Raw genomic sequence first — 21143 nt, 5'->3', positions numbered from 1 at the left:
GCAGAGGGACACGCCCAAATAAAATATAAACAATGTCATCCAACAAAAACGCCCTGATCCGCTACAAAACGCTGGATAAATGCCTGAAAAACAAGTACCGGAAATACACACTGGAAGATCTTATTGAAGAATGTTCTGATGCACTATTTGAGTACGAAGGCAAAGAATCTTTCGTAAGCAAACGCACGGTGCAGCTCGACCTGCAGAATATGCGCAGTGAAAAATTCGGGTATGAAGCTCCGATTGAAGTGTATGATAGAAAATATTACCGTTATAGCAATCCTGATTACAGTATTCACAATATTTCCGTCAATGAAAGTGACCTGAAGGCAATGAATAATGCAGTACAGATTCTGAAGCAGTTCAAAGATTTTTCCATGTTCAAAGAAATGAACGGGGTCATCCAGAAACTGGAAGATTCCATTCATGCAACCAGCCATAAATCGATTATTCATCTCGATAAAAATGAACAGCTGAAGGGCCTGGAACATATTGATGTGCTTTATGAAAGCATTGTAAGTAAAAAAGTACTTCGTATTCGTTATAAAAGTTTTACGGCGCGTGAGGCGAATATTTTTACGGTTCATCCGCAACTGTTAAAAGAATATAATAACCGCTGGTTCCTGATCTGTGTTTACAAAGGCAAAATGTATAACCTTGCTCTGGACCGCATGGAACACATTGAACAGGAAGAAAAAGCAGAATATATAGACAAAAATCTTGACGGTGATGAATATTTCAAGGATATTATAGGCGTAACCGTTTCCGGGACAATGAAACCACGACAAGTGATTTTTTTTGTAGATGCATCCAACACACCTTATGTAAAAACAAAACCATTTCATAAAAGTCAGGAAATTATAAGCGAAACAGAAGAAGGAACAGTGTTTAAAATTTGTGTACAGATCAATTATGAACTTGAACGATTGTTATTAGGTTTCGGAGACTGCCTGATCGTTCATCAGCCGAAAAAACTGAGAATAAGGATGCAGGAAAAATTCAGGTCGGGATTTAGTAATTATAAGAACCTGAATGCAGAAGATGAAGACTGAAATAAAACATCTATGGCGTGGAAATTGTATTACCCAAAATACTAAAATAATAATATGAAATCAAGAATATTAAAAGCTGTGGTAGCAGTGGTAGCACCTTTGGTGATAGAATTTATTATTAAAAAAATAGCCGAAAAGTTCGATGAAAAGCCGGCAGAAGATAAAAAACAGGTTCCCGTACAAAACTGGGAGTAGTTAGTTTAATATTGTGAAAAAAGAGGCGTTATAAAAACAGCCTCTTTTTTTATATAAAATCATAAACTCCGTTTTTCCAGCCTAAGACTTTAGAAGAATCTGCTTTGAGCCAGTTTTTGAGTACCGTAGCATAGACTTTCCTGAAATCTTCGGAATAAATAAGATCACCTTCATTGAGCTTCGTAAGATCGGGCAGCGGATTTAGTACACCTTTTTTCTTTAGTCCGCCACTGATAAAAAACATCTGGTTAGCGGTTCCATGATCAGTTCCTTTACTGGCATTTTGGGAAACCCGTCTGCCGAATTCCGAAAATGTCATCAGTAAAATATTATCAAAAAGGCCGTTACTTTTCATATCTGCTACGAAAGATTTAACGGCTTCATTAATATCATTGAAAAGTTTCTGCTGTCTTTCATTTTGATTCACATGGGTATCAAAACTTCCGATGGAAAGATAATAAACCCGTGTGTTGATATCGGATTTAATTAAAGAAGCAACGGTTTTAAAATCTTTTCCCAACTGAGAATTGGGATACGTTTCATTGGTTTTCTTAGCCTTACTTTTTTCAAAAATATATCCGGCATTGTTGATGGTTGAACCCAGGGTCTGATAAAGGTAGGAAACCGTTTCATCGTCGTGATGATGGTCATAAAGCGATTTGAAATATTTTTCCTGGCTGGTTTGGTACAGTCTTTTGGGATCTTTAAATGCAAAAGCTTTATTTTTTTCACCTTTTAAAGCAAGGCTCAGCATATCGTCAACCTCCAGAGCCTGGGTAGGATGTTCGCAACGGTAGCATTCTTCGTCGAGAAATCTTCCGAGCCAGCCGGTTTCCAGGTATTCATCACTTTTACTGGCCGAATGCCAGATATCCATACTCCTGAAATGGGATTTATCAGGATTGGGGTATCCAACATTGTTCATCACGGAAAGTTCACCGTTGTCATGCAGTTCTTTGAAATACGAAAGGGCAGGGTTAATCCCCGTTTCATCATTCAGAGTCAAAGAATTGTTAATGGCAATATTGCTTCTTTCTTTAAAATAAATATCATTCCGCACCGGAATAATCGTATTGAGCCCATCATTACCTCCTGTAAACTGCAGAACGATCAGGATTTTCTGGTTGGGTTCCAGTGCTTCATCGAACGTCATGGCTTTCAGGAAATTCGGCATTAATAATGAAGCGGTTGCCAGGGAACTTATTTTCAGGAATTCTCTTCTTTTGATTAACATAACATTAGGTTTTAAATTGAAAAAATGTGGGCTGCAGATGTCATTACATCAATTGATATTCAGGAGTGCACATCAGATTAATAACATTCATCTTAATGCTGTTGTCAGAAAAGTTTTTCACGGAATTCATGTCTAAAGATTTTGTGTTTTGAATCAGGTATTCTGTAGGGTTTTTGCCGCTGAAAACTTTTTCCACGCGATCCCAGTCGATGGTAATATTAGGATTTTTAAAAGATTTGTTTAAAATATTTTCCGGAGATTTCATTCCCATGTCAATATCATCATCCGGCCGTAGAGTATATTCTAAGGGCCGTAATCCGGACCAGATCTGCGGAATCTGAAGTCTCAGCATTAGGGTAGAGCTGTCGATCCAGGATTTTCCGTTTGGCCAGCCGGCAACATTCGGAGGGTAAAGCAACATTTGTCCCAATAGTTTCTGGTATACAATCAGGTTTTCAGGATTCTGAATATTCATCGGCAGTGTACGCATAATTCCGGCTATAAGTTCTATCGGTGATTTTATTCTGTTACCGATATTTTTTTGTTCGTAAAACCAGGAACTTGAGAATATTTCAATCATCAGTTTCCGGATATCATAACCGGATTTGTAAAAATGATCTGCAAGCTGGTCAACAATTACTTTATCTTCAGTTTCATTGACGAAGAAACGGTAAATCTTTGCGGTGATAAATCTGGAAGTTGCTTTTTGTTCAAGAATGATATTTAACACATCATTTCCTGTAAAGTTTCCGGTTTGGCCTAAAAATGTTTTGGAGCCTTCATCATGAAGTTTTTTTCGTTCCTGAAAGTTTCCTTCTTTATCATAACCCCAGCCTGTAAAAGCTCTTGCACCTTCCCGGATGTCTTTTTCAGAATAATTTCCTCTTCCCATCGTGAAAAGTTCCATCACTTCCCGCGCAAAGTTTTCGTTGGGATGATCTTTTTTATTTTGCTGATTATTAAGAAAACTCAGCATCGCCGGTGATTTGCTTACTTCAAACAGCAGTTCCCTGAAACTTCCGAGAGCATTTTTCCGGATAACATTAAGAATTTGACGGTTGAATTTCGGATTTTGTACTCTTGAAGCGAAATGTCCGTGCCAGAAGAATGCCATTTTTTCCCTGAGCTGTTCGTTACCGGTTACCATTTTATACAGAAAGTTAAGATTAAGCTCTTCATTCTGCCGGCGGTTGATCTTTTGTATTTCTTTTCTCTTTTCCGCAGGAGATTTGTCATTCATATAATCCAGCGTGTCCGTATCCGGAGTATCATAATTGATATAAGTAAAAGCTTCTTCCTTCAGCAGCTCATCAAGAAAAGTTTTAGAGCTTTTACTGTTAAGATCTTCAAACTGGTTAATCCCGGCGCCAAAGCCTGCTCGCCAAAGAAGGTGTTTATTTCGGATAACTGACTCGAGTGCCATAGCTGTATTTTATATTTTGGATGGTATTAAGATGGTAATGTTAAATAAAATAACGGTTAACAATTGTTAATATTACAGCTATAGAAATTCTTGCCCATAACAATTAAACAGGCATTTAATTTTAATTAAATTTAATATATTGAATATCATTATTTTGTGATCTGCGTTCTTTGTGAATTGTTGAAAACACCGTGGTTGGCACGATTTTTATAGTTTTCACAGTAGTAAAATTAAAAATCAGAGTTATGAAAATGTTAAAACACGCAATTTTATTTGCCGGAATTTTTACTGCTGGAGCATTAAGTGCACAAAGTGCGCAGATGAATAATATGATTAAAGTAGGAGCAAATGTAGGTTTAGCAGTTCCGTCTGATAACACTTCAATGGCTGTAGGTGTTGATGTAGCCTATCAGAATCTGGTAACGCCAGGATTCGGATTGGGTATTGCTACTGGATATACTCATTATTTTGGAAAAGATAATAACGGATACAGTAATAATGATGTAGGTGTTGTTCCTGTGGCTGCCTTATTGAGAATTTATCCAAAACAAACAGGTTTTTATTTTGGAACAGATTTAGGATATGGCTTCCTTGTTGGAGATAATAAGGTAGCATCCAATACAACCCTGGACAGGCCAAGTGGTGGTTTTTACCTAAAACCTGAAATTGGTTATCACAATCAGGACTGGAACTTCTTTGTGCAGTACCAAAAGGTATTTGTGGGAAGCAAAGGAGATTTGCCGGGTCAGGACTACAATGTGGGTAACATTGGGGTAGGATTTTCCTACAATATTCCTTTAGGAAAGTAGTTAGATTTTAATATAAGCAATTATTAGCCAAACCTTTTCGAGTTTTTGAGAAGGTTTTTTATTTCTAACGAAAATTTACGAAAAGTATTATTATATTTGATAAAATTTGAGGTTATGATTTTGAATCCGAAATTTCCGCTTTACTTACCAGGAGTAAAAAATGCTGGCAATGATAACATTTCTATCATTGGCGCAAACCTTCGTGAAGATATTACAACTTTAGGCTATTTTATTTCCGCAAACGAAGGCCTTGAACTTAAAATCCAGAATATATATCCTACCAAAGAATATGCTTCATTTGGAGATATTTTAAGGAAATTCATTCAGGATAATCAACTTGAGAACGTTAAGAGACTTAGTCTGGCAGTTCCCGGACCTGTGCTTAACGGCAAAAGTAATCCGATACGATTGGGATGGAATCTAGATATTGAAGAGCTTAAAAGAGATTTTAATTTCGAGAGAGCAGATATGCTTAATGACCAGGAAGCTTCTGCCTACGGGATGGGACTTCTGGAAGATTCTGATCTTGATCCCATCTATACCAGCGGAAATCTCGAAAAAGGAAATGTTGCCATTCTTGCTCCCGGAAACGGACTTGGGGAAGCAGGGTATTTCTTTGACGGAAAGTATATAAGACCGTTTGCAACGGAAGGAGGTCACTCAGAATTCTCTCCAAGAACAAATGTTGAGGTAGAATTCTACCAGTTTCTGAACAATATTTATGGAATTGTTAGCTGGGAAAATGTCTTGTCTAAAACAGGATTATTCAATATTTACCGTTTTTTAAGAGATGTAAAAAGACATCCTGAGCCGGAATGGCTGGCTGAAAGACTGTCAGAAGGAAATTTCGTACAGGAACTTTATAAAGCTGCCGTGGAAGATGATGTGCTGATCTGTAAAATCGCTTTAGATACCTTTATAGAGTTTCTGGCAAGAGAGGCAAATAACCTTACCTTAAAACTGAAAGCAACAGGAGGATTACTTATTTCAGGGGATATTCCTCAGGAAATCAGGTCTTATATTGATAAAGATAAGTTCTACGAAAAATTCAAGATCAGTGATAAAATGGAAGAAATGCTGAGAAATATTCCAATTTATCTTAATAAAAACGAAAATACAGCTTTGAATGGCGCAGCGCTATACACCGCTTATTATCAAGACTAACTTTAAGCTCCGGATTTCCGGAGTTTTTTTATTTATAAAAATTATTGCATTAATTGATATACATCAATGAAATCTATCATTTACGTTGATTACATTTGCACCAGTAAATAATAAACAAGCAAAAAATTTTTATCAAAATGAAAAAAATATTTTTATTAGCAGTATTAGCAAGTGGCCTAGCGTTCGGACAGGCAAAAAAAGTAGTAAGCTCTGATGTTCAGTGGTGGGGGTATAAGATCGCAAAATCTGAAGCAAGCTCTCACAACGGAACGGTAAAGGTGAAATCAGGCGATATGATTATGAAAGGAAATCAATTGGTTGGTGGTACTTTCGTTTTAGATATGACTTCTATCAACGCGACAGATCTTTCCGGTGAATATCAGCAAAAACTAAACGGACACCTTAAAAACGGTGATTTCTTTGAAGTTGAAAAATATCCTACTGCGACTTTCAAAATCACGGGTGTGAAGAAAAACAATGATAAAGTATACAATTCTTTAGTAACAGGTAATTTAACGGTAAAAGGAAAAACCAACGCAATTTCTTTCCCTGCAAAAATTACTTATGCTAACGGAGTAGTAAGCTTAATGTCAAACAAATTCTCAATTGACAGACAAAAATTTGATGTTACTTACAAATCTACCATGCAGGATGTGCTTGTGAAAGATGATATGGATTTGCAGGTAAAAGTGACAGCAAAATAATTTAATCAAAAAAAGATTGTTAAAAGTGTAGAAGTTCTACACTTTTTTTTATTTTTGTTGAATTGTAAATAAAAAAGAATGAAAAGATTACTATTGTTTGCTATGATGTGTGTATGCATGTCATTTGTTTTCGGTCAGAAGAAAGGAGATAAAGTGGTAAAAGTAACATCGTCTGAGATCAGATGGTGGGGATATAAAGTGGTGAAAACGGTTCCTACAACACATTCGGGGACTGTTAAGCTGAAAAGCGGAAAGTTTACTTTTGACAAAACCGTTCTTATCGATGGAGAATTCGTGGTTGATATGAAATCGATTATGGCAGGTGATGTTTCAAGCCAGGATGAAGATATGGTAAAACTTACGAATGATCTTAAAAGTTCAAATTTCTTTGATGTTAAAAAATTTCCGTTAGCGAAATTCCACTTAACGAAGATTATTCCATTGGCAAACAGCGAATTCAACTCTACGGTTTACGGAGATGTTACGATAAAAGGCGTTAGAAAAACCATCACTTTCCCTGCAAATGTTTACATTACACAGTTCACTGTGGTGATAGAGTCTGCAAAATTTTCCTTAAACAGAAGAGATTTTAAAGTATTCTACCAATCTTCCCTTAAAGATTATTTCATTAAAAACGAAATGGATATTCAGTTTAAGATTTCTACTGAGAAATTGGATAATGAAAACAGAACTCCTGTAAAAAAGAAATAATAATTAGATTAAATTATATTAAATAGAGTGGCTTCATTTGAAGTCACTTTTTTAGTATTTAGTGTTATTTGCTGAATACCACTCTTGTTTTTTTAAAAAGTGATTTATATTATTTTTAATAACTTAAGATTTTGTTGATTTTGTTCTGAATGTATTTTAATTTAATCCAAGTATATCTGATTTTTTTGGATTATTTTTTTGATTTCCCAATGTATTGTTACATATTTGCTATTGATAACATCAAAATAATTATATTAAAATTACACGATCATGAAAATTAAAATTATTCTTTTATTCTTATTTACAATTAAATTTACTATTAATAATGCACAGGTTGGTATTAATACAACAAATCCAAAAGGAGTTTTAGATATTACTTCTGCAAATTCTGCAGTGGTCCTTCCGAGACTTGCAGATCCTGTATCGGTTATTACTCCGGTTGCAGGGATGATATTATATGATTCTACGAACAAAGCAATAAGATATTTTGACGGTAGTACATGGAACACGGTAATATACAGTACGCAGCTCACGAAACCTAATGAAGGAGTGGTGAAAATTAATGCTGGTGGATCTAGTGGTGGCGTAAAACCAAGTTGGAGCAATACTCCGGCTAATACCACACGACAGGTTACGTATTCGTTGCCTTTAGTATATGCTTCTTCTCCTACAACAAGCTGGCCGGAAAACTCTACAGTTAGCGACATTAAGATCTATAACGGAGGTAGATTTATAGAAAATGAAGTTTTAGGGCAGGTGCATCAATGGAGAGTTATTGTCAATTACACCAAAAGCTCAAATATATTAAGTCAGGATATAAAATTCATTTTACGAAATCCTTCTTCAAGTTTCAGGCTTGAAGTAAGTGGTGTTATACCATCAGGTAAAACGAGTGGTATTCTTGTATACAATTTTACGTCAATTGCAGACCAGGCAAGCCTTCCAAGTCCTTTCGGTACAGGTAACGGGTATATATTAGAATGGGTAGCCTCTGATGATATTACAACCTTAAATATTGATAGCGTTACAAGAATTTCTAATCATAAAGATTAATTTTTACATAATATAAAAATCATGTCTTGATGCTTTTTTATATTTTAGTACTATGAAAATATATGTAGTAAGCGGTCTTGGCGCAGATTTTAAAGTACTTGAAAAAATACAGTTCCCAAAACACCATGAAGTTGTTTTTATCGACTGGCTGATTCCTGACCAGAATGAAGAATTCTTACATTATGTACAGAGAATGGCAGAGAAAATTGATGACTCGGAGCCATTTTACCTCTTGGGATATTCCTTTGGCGGAATTCTGGTTCAGGAAATAAATAAACTGAAGCCTGCGAAAAAAGTAGTTATTTTGGGGAGTATCAGGTCAGATAAGGAAAAATCAGTTTTAATTAAAACCGGGCAGGTTACCAGAATCCCGAAGCTTTTACCTGTAAGGTTTTTCAACGAAAAGACAACGAATATCTATTCTATGTTCAGAAAGTTTTTTGATCCTAAAAATCCAAGAATTTTCCAATATTTTCAGGTGAGAGATCCTTATTATCTGAAATGGTCTATTGAAAAAATATCCGACTGGAAATTTGAAGAAAACCCGGATGTCATACAAATTCTCGGAGATAAAGACATCGTCTTCCCGATTAAAAACTGCAGACCGGATTATATTATTAAAGGAGGAACTCATTTGTTTCCCGCAACAAAATCAAAAGAAGTTTCCGGAATATTAAAGGGGGTGTTTGATTAAATTTTGCATTTAAAATTATTTTTATGTTATTTTTTTAGGGGTTGTGAGGTTTTTTTAATTGTTTTTAAAAATTTATGTTTATTTTTGAAGGGGTAAAACATAAATTGTTATGACAGTTGGTTTAAAATGGATCGTTTCATTCTGTATCATTACTCTTGTTGCTGTAGGCGGACTGTTCTGGAGTCCTATTTCAGACTTTCCGAATACCGGAGAATTTCTTGGTGAAGAAAATATTGTAGGGGCCGATGTCGCATGGATTCTTGCAGCTGCAGGACTTGTCTTGCTGATGACTCCCGGACTTTCGTTCTTTTATGGAGGAATGGTCGGTAAAAAAAATGTAATTTCTACGATGCTTCAGAGCTTTATCGCATTGGGAGTAATTTCTATTCTGTGGGTGGTTATTGGTTTTTCCTTATCTTTCGGAGATTCCATTGGCTTTACTTTAAATGGGGAACATTACGGAATTATCGGTAATCCGCTGAGCTATCCTTTCTTCAGTAGAGTAGGGGTTCTTCCTCATAAATATATGGCATCTACCATCCCGTTTATCTTGTTTGCTTTATTTCAGATGAAATTTGCCGTAATTACACCTGCTTTGATTACAGGATCTTTTGCGGAAAGGGTACGTTTTATCTCTTATCTTTTATTCATGGTGCTTTTTAGCATCTTTATCTATACTCCGCTTTGTCATATGGTTTGGCATCCGGACGGGCTTCTCAATAAATATTTTGGTGTAAAAGACTTTGCAGGAGGAACAGTTGTTCATATGAGTGCAGGATTTGCAGCATTGGCCGGTGCTTTGGTAGTGGGAAACAGAAAAAGGCCGCATCATGAGCCTTCCAATATTTCCTATGTGATCCTGGGAACGGGAATGCTTTGGTTTGGATGGTTCGGATTTAATGCTGGTTCGGCACTTAGTGCCAATGCCACTGCGGCAACAGCATTCGGGACTACAACAATTGCCTCTGCTTCTGCGATGATGACCTGGATTTTCTTCGATCGCATTAACAAAAGAAAAGTTTCTGCTTTAGGGGCATGTATCGGTGCAGTGGTCGGTCTGGTGGCAATTACTCCCGGATGTGGTTTTGTTTCGGTTTCGGAAAGTTTATTTATAGGATTTATTTCGGCAATTGTTTCTAATCTGATGATGAACTGGAAAGCGCTGAAAAAAATAGACGACACACTGGATGTATTTGCCTGTCATGGTGTCGGTGGAATTATGGGAATGATTCTTACCGCAATTTTTGCTCATGGTGAAAATGCCAGTCTTCTTCATGGCGGTCTGGAAGTTTTTGCACATCACATGGCGGCACTGCTTCTGGTTTCAGTATTTACGTTTTTCGGATCATTACTTTTATATAAAATTACAAACAGCATTATTACACTGAGGGTTTCGGAGGAATCTGAAGATCTCGGATTAGATATTTCCCAGCACGAAGAAAGCCTGTGTTAGGAGTTTTAAACAGTGAATTGTCATCTTAAATAGTGAATGATTCCGGTAAATTTAAAATTGACTGCAAGCAAATTGACCGTTCACTATTGACATAAAAAGAATCTACTAGTGTTCATATAGTTTTAATTAGAAAGCCGGAGCTGATTTTTCATCTCCGGCTTTTGCATTTGGATTTATCATGTATCTTTGTGATAAAGAAAAAGGAGAATTTCTATATGGAATCAATATCGGTTTTTGAAATTATAAAAGTGGGAATTGGGCCGTCCAGTTCACATACAATGGGACCCTGGAATGCGGCCTCTGCATTCATCAGAATTATAAAAAGAGAAAGATCAATTGCGGAAGTGAAAGAAGTTTTTCTTGAATTTTTCGGTTCCCTTGCCAAAACGGGGATCGGACACGGAACTGATATTGCAGGGATGCTGGGATTAAATGGTGAAGATTTTAAAACCATTGATACCACAAAAATTGATGAAAAAATAGAACAAATTAAAAGTTCGCAAAAACTCAACCTCGGTGGTGAAAAAGAAATTCCTTTTATTTACGGGCATCATCTGGTATTAAATATGAAACAGTCGCTCGATTATCATCCGAATGGAATGATTTTTAAAGCCATTTTCGAGGACGGAACTGAATTAGCGCAGGATTTTTATTCTGTAGGAGGAGGTTTTATTATGAGCCAGGAGAAAAAATCTATTGAAAAACATTGTATCCGTACCTTATATCCTTGCCATAAATCTTCGGATATTGTAAAATATTGTGAGAAACTTAGCCTTACCAGAATTTCAGATCTTATTTTAATGAATGAAGAAAGCTGGAGGTCCCAGGAAGAAACGAAAAAAGAAGCATTGTATATCTGGCAGCAGATCAAAGAATGTATTTATAAAGGTGTGAATAAGGAAGGTATTCTTCCAGGCGGACTTAATGTTTCGCGTCGGGCTGCCGGAATTAACAGCAAGCTGCTGGGAGATAAAATCTATAAAAATAAAGACGAATGGTTTCAGCAGGTGGTAGATGCGGAAGAAAATTTCACCAACATCAATAAATGGATTTCATGTTTTGCATTGGCGGTAAATGAAGAAAATGCAAGCTTCGGAAGAATCATTACGGCACCAACGAACGGGGCCAGCGGTGTAATTCCCGCGGTTTTAATGTATGCTCAGGCTTTTACACCTTTCACGAGTGAAGATGATATCATCCGGTTTTTGCTGGTGGCAGGAGAAATCGGTACTTTATTTAAGAAAAATGCGACTATTTCTGCTGCAATGGGAGGCTGTCAGGCAGAAGTTGGGGTTTCCTCGGCAATGGCAGCGGCAGGACTTACCGAAATTCTCGGTGGCAGTGTAGGGCAGGTTCTGATGGCTGCGGAAATCGCTATGGAACATCACTTGGGAATGACCTGCGACCCGATTAAAGGATTGGTGCAGATTCCATGTATTGAAAGAAATACGATGGGCGCGATAAAGGCAATTACCGCAGCCAATATCGCTCTGGAAAGTGATCCGGCGAAAGCAAAGGTAAGTTTAGACCAAGTTATTCAAACCATGTGGGAAACTGCCCTTTCTATGAACGACCGTTTTAAGGAAACTTCCGAAGGTGGTTTGGCAATAGCTGTAAATGTAGCGGAATGTTAGGATTAGTTTAATTTATAAAGAATAAAATCCTCGGAATGAAATATTTCTGAGGATTTTCAATTAATATTGTAATTTCAGAGTTACAATACAAATAGGAACCTATAGGTTACCAATCAATTTCACAGGTATATCTTTATACTGCAATATCGCTTTAAATCTAATTTGTAGAAAAAAATCAGTCAAAGTTGTTTTAATTAAAATTATTTATCTAAAATTCCCCTAATTTTGTTGGCATTTGAAATCAGTTCTCCCAGGTAATCATAATTTTCTTTTTCTAAAGCCGATTTAAATTTTCGCAGCTGCGAGATATGCTCATTAAGGACATCAAGAACATTTTCTTTATTTTGCCGAAAGATCGGGACCCACATTTCAGGGTGTGATTTTGCGAGTCGGACCGTACTGGAAAATCCCGAACTTGCCAGCTGGAAAATCGTTTCTTCCTCACGTTCTTTTTCCAGAACAGTATTAGCAAGTGCGTAGGAAGTGATATGAGAAATATGTGAAATATAAGCCGTGTGAACATCATGGTCTTTCGCATCCATATAGATCAAATGCATATCAAGGCTTTCCACAATTTTTTCTACGGTTTTCAGGGCGTCTTCAGAAGATTCTTCCTTATTGCAGATGACTCCCGCTTTTCCGGCAAAACTTTCTGAAACAGCAGATTTCGGACCGCTGTTTTCCGTTCCCCACATCGGGTGAAAGGCAACAAATCTTGATCTTTTGGGATGGTTTTTTACAGCTTGTACAATTCCGGCTTTGGTAGACCCGGTATCCATGACAGTCTGGGTTTCAGAAATAATATCAAGAATTTTTGGAAGAAGTTTCCTTGCAGCATCCACCGGAATCGCAAGAATGATGAGATCTGCATTTCTGATTCCGTTTTCAAGATCAGCGTGGGCATCAATAATATGTAATTTCAGTGCTTCATCCAGGTGGTTACTGCTGTTGTCAATTCCACAGATAAAGTCTGCTATTCCTTTTGATTTTAGTTTTAAGGCAATTGATCCGCCGATGAGACCTACCCCTACAATACTTATTTTCATCTTTTAAATTTTTTAAAATAAAAAACCCCGTCAAAGGACGAGGTTATGTTTATCTATATAAGAAATCCTTATCCCAAAACTGAGCTAAAAATTCCGTAATAATATGTTCTGATGTTTGTAATCACAAGGCAAAGGTAACAATTTTTTTAATTGAAATTAAAAAGTGAGTGGTGAATTTTACTTCGCAGTCAATTGTCAATTTATATGATGACAGCAAACTGATTGACAATGAGCTTTAACTGCTTTTTGATATTCACCATTCACTTTTATTAAGGATTGCTGATGATCAACGTGGAAGGAATATCCGAAAGCCAGAGACTTTTACTGTCAATCAGATTTTTCCAGCTTTTATTACTGATCAGCATCAGGTCCTGAGAAGTGAGAAATTCTTTTTCAATTTTCTTCTCGTTATATAAAGTGATGTGATTGGGGGCTACCTGTTCAATACTCCTGATGAGTTCTTTTACTTCGATATTGCTCCGGATCTGTCCGGCAACATCAAGGATGATAATCTGGGAATTGTTATTGTTGATGAGCCTTTTGGCATATTCAAGGAGATAAAAATCACTGAGATTAAATATCGGAACGAATACTTTATCTGCAGCGCTGAAATTTTTATCCACCATAATACCTACGGGAATATTGGTTTTATCTAAGATCTGAAGGGTAAAATCGTCAAAAGGAGATGTGTTGAAGATGTTGCCTTTCCCTTTTACGGTATTAAGCAGCTTTTCAGGGTTAATGATCTTGGTAGTAAAACCTAAAAGCCTTCCCAATAAACTTCCCTCATACATTGATTTTCCCAACATAATGAGCAGGAGATCATAATTTCCTTTGTTTGAAATGTGGGTAAGATCACTTTCAATGTCTGTAGAAGCTTTGAAAAGTGTAGTGATTTTCAGGCTGAGTTCCTGTGAGGTATCAATGACATTTCTGAATTGTTCGTTTTCATATTCATTAATATCGTAAGCATGCATTTCGTTTACTGGAGCAATATTCATAGCGGTAATGCTTTTATTGGCATTCATTTTTTTTGTGAAATCATGCGCGAGCTTGAGGAGGGTACTACCGGATTCAGGATTATCAAAAGAGAGTAAAACTCTATACTGGGCATCATCATCTGCTTTATTTTCATCATTTCCTTTTTTCGATTTAAAAATAAAATTGATAAAATCCAGTGCAGGCCCCGTCATAAAGGTGGTAAATAAGGCCATAATCACCATCATGGCAAAAATTTCTGGACTTAAAACGCCAAGATCATATCCTATATTCAGGACAATTAATTCCATAAGGCCTCTCGTATTCATTAATGCTCCGATGGTAAGACTTTCTTTCCAGTTGATGCCTAAAAATTTAGCCGTTAAAGTGCTGCCTGCAAACTTTCCTACAACAGCGGTTAGGATAATAAATCCTGCTGTAATCCAGAGGTGCCCGTCATTTAAAAGTCCTATCTGTGTACGAAGTCCGGTGAAAACGAAGAATAACGGAAGCAAAAGCACGAGGGCCACATCTTCTATTTTTTCGATAAACATGGTTCGGAATTTAGTATTTTCAGGCATGATTGCACCAGCCATAAAAGCTCCGAACAATGCATGAATACCAATAACTTCAGTGGTATATGCTGAAAGAATTAAGGTTAAAAAAAAGATAGCGACCATCGGTTTGTTGATCGTATTTTTCCCAGCCTGAAGATCTCCGATTCTTTTTAAAAAAGGCCTCACGATTTTTATCATAATAAATACGTATGCGATTGCCATTAAAATTACATAAATCGAACTGGCAAAAGATCCTGCTTTTACAATCGCAATTACTGCTGCCAAGATACACCATGCTGTAATATCATCTGCTGCTGCACAGGTAATCACCACAGTTCCGAGCTTGGTTTTCTGAAGATTTCTTTCCTGAACGATCCTGGCTAGTACCGGAAATGCAGTAATACTCATGGCAATTGCAATAAATAGGGCAAATGAGGTAAACTGAATTCCATCAGGAGCAAATTCCCGGTAAATAAAATAAGACAGTCCTACTCCCAGCGCAAAAGGAATAATAATACTGGCATGACTGATCACTACGGCATCATGAGCCTTTTTTCTCAATACGCTTAGATCCAGTTCCATACCTACGATATACATGAAAAGGATCAGCCCGATCTGGCTTAAAAACTGTAGATTTCCTAAGGATTCTTTAGGGAAAAGGAATGCGGAAAATTCGGGGAAATACATTCCTACAAGGGAGGGGCCTAAAACGATTCCTGCAATCATTTCACCGATTACGGACGGTTGCTTGATCTTGATGCAGATCCATCCGAAAAGCCTTGCGACAAGAATGATGGTAACGATCTGTGCCAATAACAGGGCTAAAGGATGATGGAGGTTTTCGAGAAAAGATTCGGTGAAACTTTCCCACATGGTAGAGCCTGTATTTTTGGACTGGGCTATATTTTCTCCGATTTCCAGTGTTTTTCCTTCAACAAAAAACCAGTATATCAGCATCGAAAAGAATGCAATTGTGCTTACGTAAAAAATAATATTCCTATATTTTCCCAAATTCATAATCTCCTTATTTTAAAACACAAATTTCTTAAGAATATAGTGATGATGTGTTATGTTTTTTTTTAAATGTAATCAATGTTTCAAATAATGTAATGAAACCTTATCTGAAAGAATATCCCAGCCCGAGGCCTGTTTTCCACGCACCGTCCTGTGTTGCTGTTTTTGTATTATAATATAGGGGAACCTGCAATGCAAATTTTTTGTAAATGAAGGTTAATCCTGCTCCCAGCGTAGGAATGATGGTGCTGTTTTTTGCTCCTTCCGACTTATCTTCTTTAATTCTGAGCGATGGAAGCATTCCAATCAATATTTTAATATCTTTATTTTTAAAGCTGATATTTGGGCCTGTAAAATTAATAAATGCTCCATGGTCTACATAGCCTGCAGTAACGATTCCGTCAAAAAATCCGGCTTTTATTCCGTAATTTTTTTCCTGAGAAAAACAGAATCCGGATACAATGATTGCTGCAGCATAAAAAATTTTTTTCATATGATAAATTTAATCAGCTGCAAAAGTACATCGGGGAAGCGTTTTAAATAATACAGATGTAATGAAGAGAGTAACTTCTGTAATGAAATCTGTAATCTTTGAATTTTATTTTCCGAATCTATCCAGAAGGGCGTGCTTATAAGCTTCACCAATCTGCAGTTTTAAAAAACTGTCGTTTTCGGGAATAGTAGTAATAATTTCGTTGGTGGAAAAAACTTTAATGGAAGACAGTGCGACAATTTCTTTCTTGTTAACCTGTGCGAAATCCTTTGCAGGAAGCATCTCCAGAAGGTTTTTATAGTTAAGGTTTTTCAGTACGATCGTTGTTCCGTCTCTGAGTGTAATGTCCTTGTCGCGACTGTCGATTTCCGAGGTCCTGATGTAGGCAATCTGATTGGTAAAGATGATGGTTTTGCCGATATTGGTATTCCATTCGATGAAATCTTTTTTTGTTGTATTTTGTACAAGTTTCCCGGCTTTTTCGAACGCCTGCGCGAGTCTTTCTCTTTTGATAGGCTTTCGCACATAATCCACAACATTCAGGTCAAAGGCTTCTGCTGCATACTCTTTGTAGGCTGTGGTAAAAATAATTTTTTTTGAATCCGGAATGTGTTCTGCTACCTGAAGACCATTCATTCCCGGCATTTCGATATCCAAAATACAGACATTACAATCAATATTTTCTATTTCATTTAAAAAGAGGTTAGGATCATTAAATGCCTTTACCACTTCTACGTTTTCAATCTGCTCACAAAGAAGTTTAAGATAGCTGATGGCTAATAATTCATCATCAAGAATAACGCATTTTATCATAAAATTCTCCTAAATTGATGGTTAATTCTGCTGTGAAGATCCCGTTTTTTGATTGTTTATGCAGACTGTAGAAATTGTTGTAAATCATTTTCAGGCGCTGATCCAGAGACTGGCTTCCGAATCCGCTTTTTTCTTTTTCCAGCGTATTTTTAAGCGAAGCTTTATTGCTTACCTTCATCGAAAAAATTCCATCCTGCAATTCCGTCTGTATGGCAATAAATGAATCCTGAGCCAAAAAATCCGTATGTTTAAAAGCATTTTCAATTAAATCTACTGAAATAAGCGGAGCAAAAACCTTTTCCTCATACAGATGATCCGCTGTGTCTATTCTAGATTTAATTCTAAAATCAAAAAGGGGATTTACCTTTATTTTATTAATCTCAATTAAGCTTAAAGCAAAATTTAATTCTTCTTTAGGGCTTACAAATTTGCTATTGCTTTCATATAAAATATAATCTAAAACATTTGCCAGTTTATCCAGCGACATATAGGTCTGATAAGCATGTGACTGTACGGAATTGAGTATATTTTTGAATAAATGAGGATTTAGCTTTGTCCCGATGTGCTCCAGCTGAACTTCATTCAGCCGTTGCTGAATCATTTTATTGGCTTCGCTCAGTTTCGCATTGTTAATCTTAAACTTCTGGTTCTGGCCAAACAGATAAATACTTACCGTTAAAAAAAAGAAAATAGCAAAAACCCCGATGAATATCAGATAATCATGAATCATGTAGTAATTGCCGTCCATTAAGTTTTATAAAAAAATTAGATATTTTTCCGATATATTTTCTCTGAAAGAGCCGCGTTTTATAGAATCATTTTTCACATGAATTTTTTCAAGGGACTCTATCGTAAATTCTTTTGAGAGCTTATCTTTTTGCACAAGCATTTTTACTTTAGGACACTTAAAAAGACAGCTTACTAAAAAAGGAGTTGTTGTAAAGTATCCATTTTTATCGGTGTACAATCTTACCGGTTCAGAAAGTCCTTTAATAGTATACCTGAAATTATCTTTTACTCCTTTTTTTCGCAATTCTTTTCTTTTCGCAGGCGAAATGGTATCAAATTTATCTCCTGCTTCTGTTATGGTGTCTTTATTGTTGATAACCAGAGCGATATAAGCATTTTCTACGGGTTCGTTTTTATAATCATAAATATTTCCTTCGTAATGTAGTACAGCCTCGCAGGAACTGAGTATGATTGCAGATAAAAAACAAAGAAATATGGATAATCTGTTTCTTATTTTCATTCTTTTACATCAAAAATATTCTACTTCAGCTTTTTTAGAGACGTCATTGTTGCTTTTTCCTCACATTTTTCAAATGTAAGTTCATAAACCGGATTCTCTTTAGGATATATTAAAAGATAATCGGGACAAGGCTTTTTCTGGGCATGACTTTTATCGAAATCAATTGTTCCTTTGGTGATGATGCTGTCTTTTAAAAATTTTTCATTGACATTCAATGCAGCCATTTCAGCTTTAAACTGATCAGAATACGTGAAATCTTTGGAAAGCGTTTCTGCGATGACACGGCTGTTGGGAAGATATCCGCTGCAGCTTGCTCCTTTTTTGTTTAAAATAAAAAATACAATAATAAGTCCCGGAATAAGACCTATCATATAGAATTTGAGTTTTTTCATTAGAAGATTAAAAGATTGATATCGTGATACGTAAGCCCGAAACGGTCGCAGATGATCTTTTTTGTATGTCGTCCCTTGTACATATAAAGGCTTTGTTTCATTTCATTTTTGCGGACCAGCATGTTCTCAAAACCGCCCTCTTCATCATAGTGAAGAATGTAGGAAAGGAAGAAATTTGATATGGCTTTCGTTGTTGTTCTCGGCATTCTTGAGGTTAGATTCGGAAGTCCACAGTGAATCACGCCGTGTTTAATGATGTAAGGATCTTCCATGGTGGTAAGCTCGGAGGTTTCAATAACTTTTCCGTTGTCGATGGTAATATCGATAATTACGCTGCCTTTTTTCATTTTCATAACCATATCTTCGGTCACAATCGGGGTCATATTAAGTCTTGGCAAAGCGCCGATCACCACATCTGCTCTTCGTAAAGCTTTTTTTAATTCTTTGGGATCAATAATGGAAGTAGGAACCCGGCTGTCTACTAAGGTATGAAGCCTTCTGAGCTTTGAAAGTGAATTATCAAAAACCCTTACACTGGCTCCTAAACCGATGGCTGCTTTGGTGGCGAATTCCCCAACAATTCCTGCACCCAGAATAACCACTTCAGCAGGCCTTACACCTGTAATTCCTCCCAGCATCAGCCCATTTGATAAAGCTAATAATTCTGAGGCATATAAAATAGAAACTGTTCCTGCGATTTCGCCTACAAGTCTTACTAAAGCCAATTGTTTATATTCATCAACAATAAATTCGAAAGCGATGGCATTTACTTTCTTTTCTGCGAGTTTCAGGAAATAATTTTTATCTCTGAGATTAATCTGAAGGGCAGACACAAGATACGTATTGGGACGCATATACTCAATTTCCTCTTCCGTTGGAGGATTTACCTTCAGGATAAGATCCTGGGAAAAAGCTTCTTTCGGATCGTTGGTAATCTTAGCGCCCGACTCGGAATACTGAAGATCTGTAAAAAAAGAACCGAGGCCGGCACCGGCTTCTATAATGATTTCATGACCACTTTCTACCAGAACCTGTACAGCATCCGGGGTGATACAAGCTCTTCTTTCATTCAGGGAGGTTTCTTTAGGAATTCCTATGCTGAATTGTTTTCCTTTTTTGATGACCTCCAGCTTCTCTTCTTTCGGCATCAGTTCCTCTTCGGTAAAAGGAGTAAAAATATTTGTAGTACTCATCCTTTAAATAATTAAATTCTTACAGATCGTTATTTACATTCAATTTCGAAAACAAAGATACATAATATTTACTCGAATGAGATTTCTCTCTGTTCACCTGTGTTGATAATGCTCATTTCGTGGTATTTAAGACCGTGAAAGTCATCTTCGTACACTTCGGGCCACTCGATAATGCATAAAAAGGCATTGTCCAGGTATTCTTCAATTCCGATATCGTAAACTTCATCAATATTTTTTAACCGGTACAAATCAAAATGAAATACTTTTCCCTGTGGTGTACTGTATTCATTAACAATAGAATATGTGGGAGAGCTTACTTCATCTTGGCTTCCCAGTTTTTTAAGAAGAAATTGGGTAAAAGTGGTTTTTCCTGCTCCGAGATTGCCTTTGAGAAGAAGGATGTTGTGTTGTAATGCTGAACCGACTTTTTCCGCAATATCTTGCCAGTCGTCCATATGATGAATCGTGAATTGCATATTTTTAAACAAAGATAATTAATTACAATAAATTATTTATAAACAAAAAATACTAAGGGATTTTCATTTTTATTCATGATTTTAGTGGCAATTTCGAATACAGTTTTAAAACTTATTTTTTACTTTTAGAATTAATAATATAAGTCTGATTTAAATATTCGGCTCGTGTTTTTGCTCTTTCAGGATTTCTGTAACGGTTATTTTTTACAGGATTTTCATAAAGGGACACAATTTCCGACATTTCAATTGATTTTAAATCTTTAATATCCTTTTTGAATAAAGATTTAGAAAGTTTCGAAATACCTTTTCTGTTTTCCAAAAAGTCGAAATGGCTAAAATTAAATGCCAGACATTCTTCCTGACTGTAATGACGTTCAAGATATCTGGCAACAACAAACTGATCTATACTTTTTTTGTTGTCAATTGCTAAAACAGGCATCATTTGAAAAGCAGTAATATTGCAAGGGCATTCCTTTCTTTGATTATTTTTATTTATTACTGATTGCAATAACAAGTGCCACGAATTTTCATGCAACGCATTCGGATAAAGGGTGTTGTAAAAATTGGTGAAATTTTCTGGAAGTTTTTCGCTGGTTTTTATTTCGTGAGTAATCATTCGTTTATCAGAATTACCGATGATAAATCTTCCGCCAAACTCAACATAAAAGAACAGTAAAACAAGTGCTGTAAAAGCTAAAGCTGTAGAGATTTTAAAATATTTCATCATATAAAATGGAGCTATTTTATTCAAAAATAATTAAAATAAAACTCTAAAATCACCTTAGAAAGGAATTATATTGTTATTT

At 36.2% G+C, this 21143-nt stretch carries 22 protein-coding genes; 10 read left to right on the top strand and 12 right to left on the bottom strand.

Annotated features, from left to right (window positions below):
- Positions 1-32: 32 nt before the first annotated feature.
- Positions 33-1052, top strand: a complete 1020-nt coding sequence (locus ODE14_RS08550; RefSeq protein WP_263603737.1) for a helix-turn-helix transcriptional regulator — start codon at positions 33-35, stop codon at positions 1050-1052.
- 54 nt (positions 1053-1106) lie between these two features.
- Positions 1107-1247 carry a hypothetical protein gene (locus tag ODE14_RS08545; RefSeq protein ID WP_263603736.1) on the top strand — a complete coding sequence of 47 codons (141 nt, stop codon included), beginning with the start codon at positions 1107-1109 and terminating at the stop codon, positions 1245-1247.
- A 49-nt stretch (positions 1248-1296) separates the two neighbouring features.
- Here ODE14_RS08545 and ODE14_RS08540 read toward each other — a convergent pair whose 3' ends face one another.
- Complete coding sequence (locus tag ODE14_RS08540) at positions 1297-2481, bottom strand: DUF1501 domain-containing protein (RefSeq protein ID WP_248391998.1); 1185 nt, start codon at positions 2479-2481, stop codon at positions 1297-1299.
- Between the two features lie 43 nt (positions 2482-2524).
- The gene (locus ODE14_RS08535; RefSeq protein WP_263603735.1) at positions 2525-3904 is read right to left on the bottom strand and encodes a DUF1800 domain-containing protein; all 1380 of its coding nucleotides are present in this window, start codon (positions 3902-3904) and stop codon (positions 2525-2527) included.
- Between the two features lie 245 nt (positions 3905-4149).
- Between ODE14_RS08535 and ODE14_RS08530 the strand changes: the two genes are divergently transcribed.
- The 8 genes from ODE14_RS08530 (at position 4150) to ODE14_RS08495 (ending at position 12126) form a co-directional block, all read left to right on the top strand.
- Positions 4150-4713: a hypothetical protein gene (locus ODE14_RS08530; protein WP_263603734.1), complete on the top strand. Its 564-nt coding sequence runs from the start codon at positions 4150-4152 to the stop codon at positions 4711-4713.
- Between the two features lie 114 nt (positions 4714-4827).
- Positions 4828-5877, top strand: a complete 1050-nt coding sequence (locus ODE14_RS08525) for a glucokinase (protein ID WP_248392004.1) — start codon at positions 4828-4830, stop codon at positions 5875-5877.
- Between the two features lie 137 nt (positions 5878-6014).
- A complete protein-coding gene (locus tag ODE14_RS08520; protein ID WP_263603733.1) occupies positions 6015-6581 on the top strand; it encodes a YceI family protein in 567 nt (188 codons plus the stop codon).
- A 78-nt stretch (positions 6582-6659) separates the two neighbouring features.
- A complete protein-coding gene (locus tag ODE14_RS08515; RefSeq protein ID WP_263603732.1) occupies positions 6660-7292 on the top strand; it encodes a YceI family protein in 633 nt (210 codons plus the stop codon).
- A 270-nt stretch (positions 7293-7562) separates the two neighbouring features.
- Positions 7563-8345, top strand: a complete 783-nt coding sequence (locus tag ODE14_RS08510; RefSeq protein WP_248392010.1) for a hypothetical protein — start codon at positions 7563-7565, stop codon at positions 8343-8345.
- A gap of 52 nt (positions 8346-8397) precedes the next feature.
- Entirely contained in the window at positions 8398-9039 is a 642-nt protein-coding gene (locus tag ODE14_RS08505) for an alpha/beta hydrolase (RefSeq protein ID WP_263603731.1), read from the top strand.
- 109 nt (positions 9040-9148) lie between these two features.
- Entirely contained in the window at positions 9149-10492 is a 1344-nt protein-coding gene (locus ODE14_RS08500) for an ammonium transporter (protein WP_248392014.1), read from the top strand.
- A gap of 215 nt (positions 10493-10707) precedes the next feature.
- Positions 10708-12126, top strand: a complete 1419-nt coding sequence (locus ODE14_RS08495) for an L-serine ammonia-lyase (protein ID WP_263603730.1) — start codon at positions 10708-10710, stop codon at positions 12124-12126.
- Between the two features lie 200 nt (positions 12127-12326).
- Here the strand turns inward: ODE14_RS08495 and ODE14_RS08490 are convergent, their stop codons facing one another.
- The 10 genes from ODE14_RS08490 to ODE14_RS08445 all read right to left on the bottom strand — a co-directional run bounded on the left by ODE14_RS08490 (position 12327) and on the right by ODE14_RS08445 (position 21064).
- The gene (locus ODE14_RS08490) at positions 12327-13172 is read right to left on the bottom strand and encodes a prephenate dehydrogenase (protein WP_263603729.1); all 846 of its coding nucleotides are present in this window, start codon (positions 13170-13172) and stop codon (positions 12327-12329) included.
- Positions 13173-13441: 269 nt separating this feature from the next.
- Complete coding sequence (locus tag ODE14_RS08485; RefSeq protein ID WP_263603829.1) at positions 13442-15718, bottom strand: cation:proton antiporter; 2277 nt, start codon at positions 15716-15718, stop codon at positions 13442-13444.
- 106 nt (positions 15719-15824) lie between these two features.
- A complete protein-coding gene (locus ODE14_RS08480; RefSeq protein ID WP_248392020.1) occupies positions 15825-16214 on the bottom strand; it encodes a hypothetical protein in 390 nt (129 codons plus the stop codon).
- Positions 16215-16319: 105 nt separating this feature from the next.
- A complete protein-coding gene (locus tag ODE14_RS08475; RefSeq protein WP_248392022.1) occupies positions 16320-17027 on the bottom strand; it encodes a LytR/AlgR family response regulator transcription factor in 708 nt (235 codons plus the stop codon).
- Positions 17005-17775, bottom strand: coding sequence for a histidine kinase (locus tag ODE14_RS08470; protein ID WP_248392024.1), 771 nt, complete (start codon positions 17773-17775; stop codon positions 17005-17007). Before ODE14_RS08470 ends, ODE14_RS08475 begins: the two co-directional genes overlap by 23 nt.
- A gap of 6 nt (positions 17776-17781) precedes the next feature.
- Positions 17782-18276: a hypothetical protein gene (locus tag ODE14_RS08465; RefSeq protein WP_248392026.1), complete on the bottom strand. Its 495-nt coding sequence runs from the start codon at positions 18274-18276 to the stop codon at positions 17782-17784.
- 20 nt (positions 18277-18296) lie between these two features.
- The gene (locus tag ODE14_RS08460) at positions 18297-18668 is read right to left on the bottom strand and encodes a hypothetical protein (RefSeq protein WP_248392028.1); all 372 of its coding nucleotides are present in this window, start codon (positions 18666-18668) and stop codon (positions 18297-18299) included.
- Positions 18668-19861 carry an alanine dehydrogenase gene (locus ODE14_RS08455; RefSeq protein WP_248392030.1) on the bottom strand — a complete coding sequence of 398 codons (1194 nt, stop codon included), beginning with the start codon at positions 19859-19861 and terminating at the stop codon, positions 18668-18670. The genes ODE14_RS08460 and ODE14_RS08455 overlap by 1 nt, the downstream gene beginning before the upstream one ends.
- 68 nt (positions 19862-19929) lie before the next feature.
- Positions 19930-20337: a tRNA (adenosine(37)-N6)-threonylcarbamoyltransferase complex ATPase subunit type 1 TsaE gene (tsaE, locus tag ODE14_RS08450; protein WP_263603728.1), complete on the bottom strand. Its 408-nt coding sequence runs from the start codon at positions 20335-20337 to the stop codon at positions 19930-19932.
- Between the two features lie 112 nt (positions 20338-20449).
- The gene (locus ODE14_RS08445; protein ID WP_263603727.1) at positions 20450-21064 is read right to left on the bottom strand and encodes a transglycosylase domain-containing protein; all 615 of its coding nucleotides are present in this window, start codon (positions 21062-21064) and stop codon (positions 20450-20452) included.
- Between the last annotated feature and the right edge of the window lie 79 nt (positions 21065-21143).

The sequence above is a fragment of the Chryseobacterium sp. PET-29 genome (genome assembly GCF_025736815.1).
GTDB lineage: Bacteria > Bacteroidota > Bacteroidia > Flavobacteriales > Weeksellaceae > Chryseobacterium > Chryseobacterium nepalense.
The sequence above is the reverse complement of the archived record's forward strand: the minus strand, read 5'-3'. Positions and strand labels throughout refer to the sequence as shown.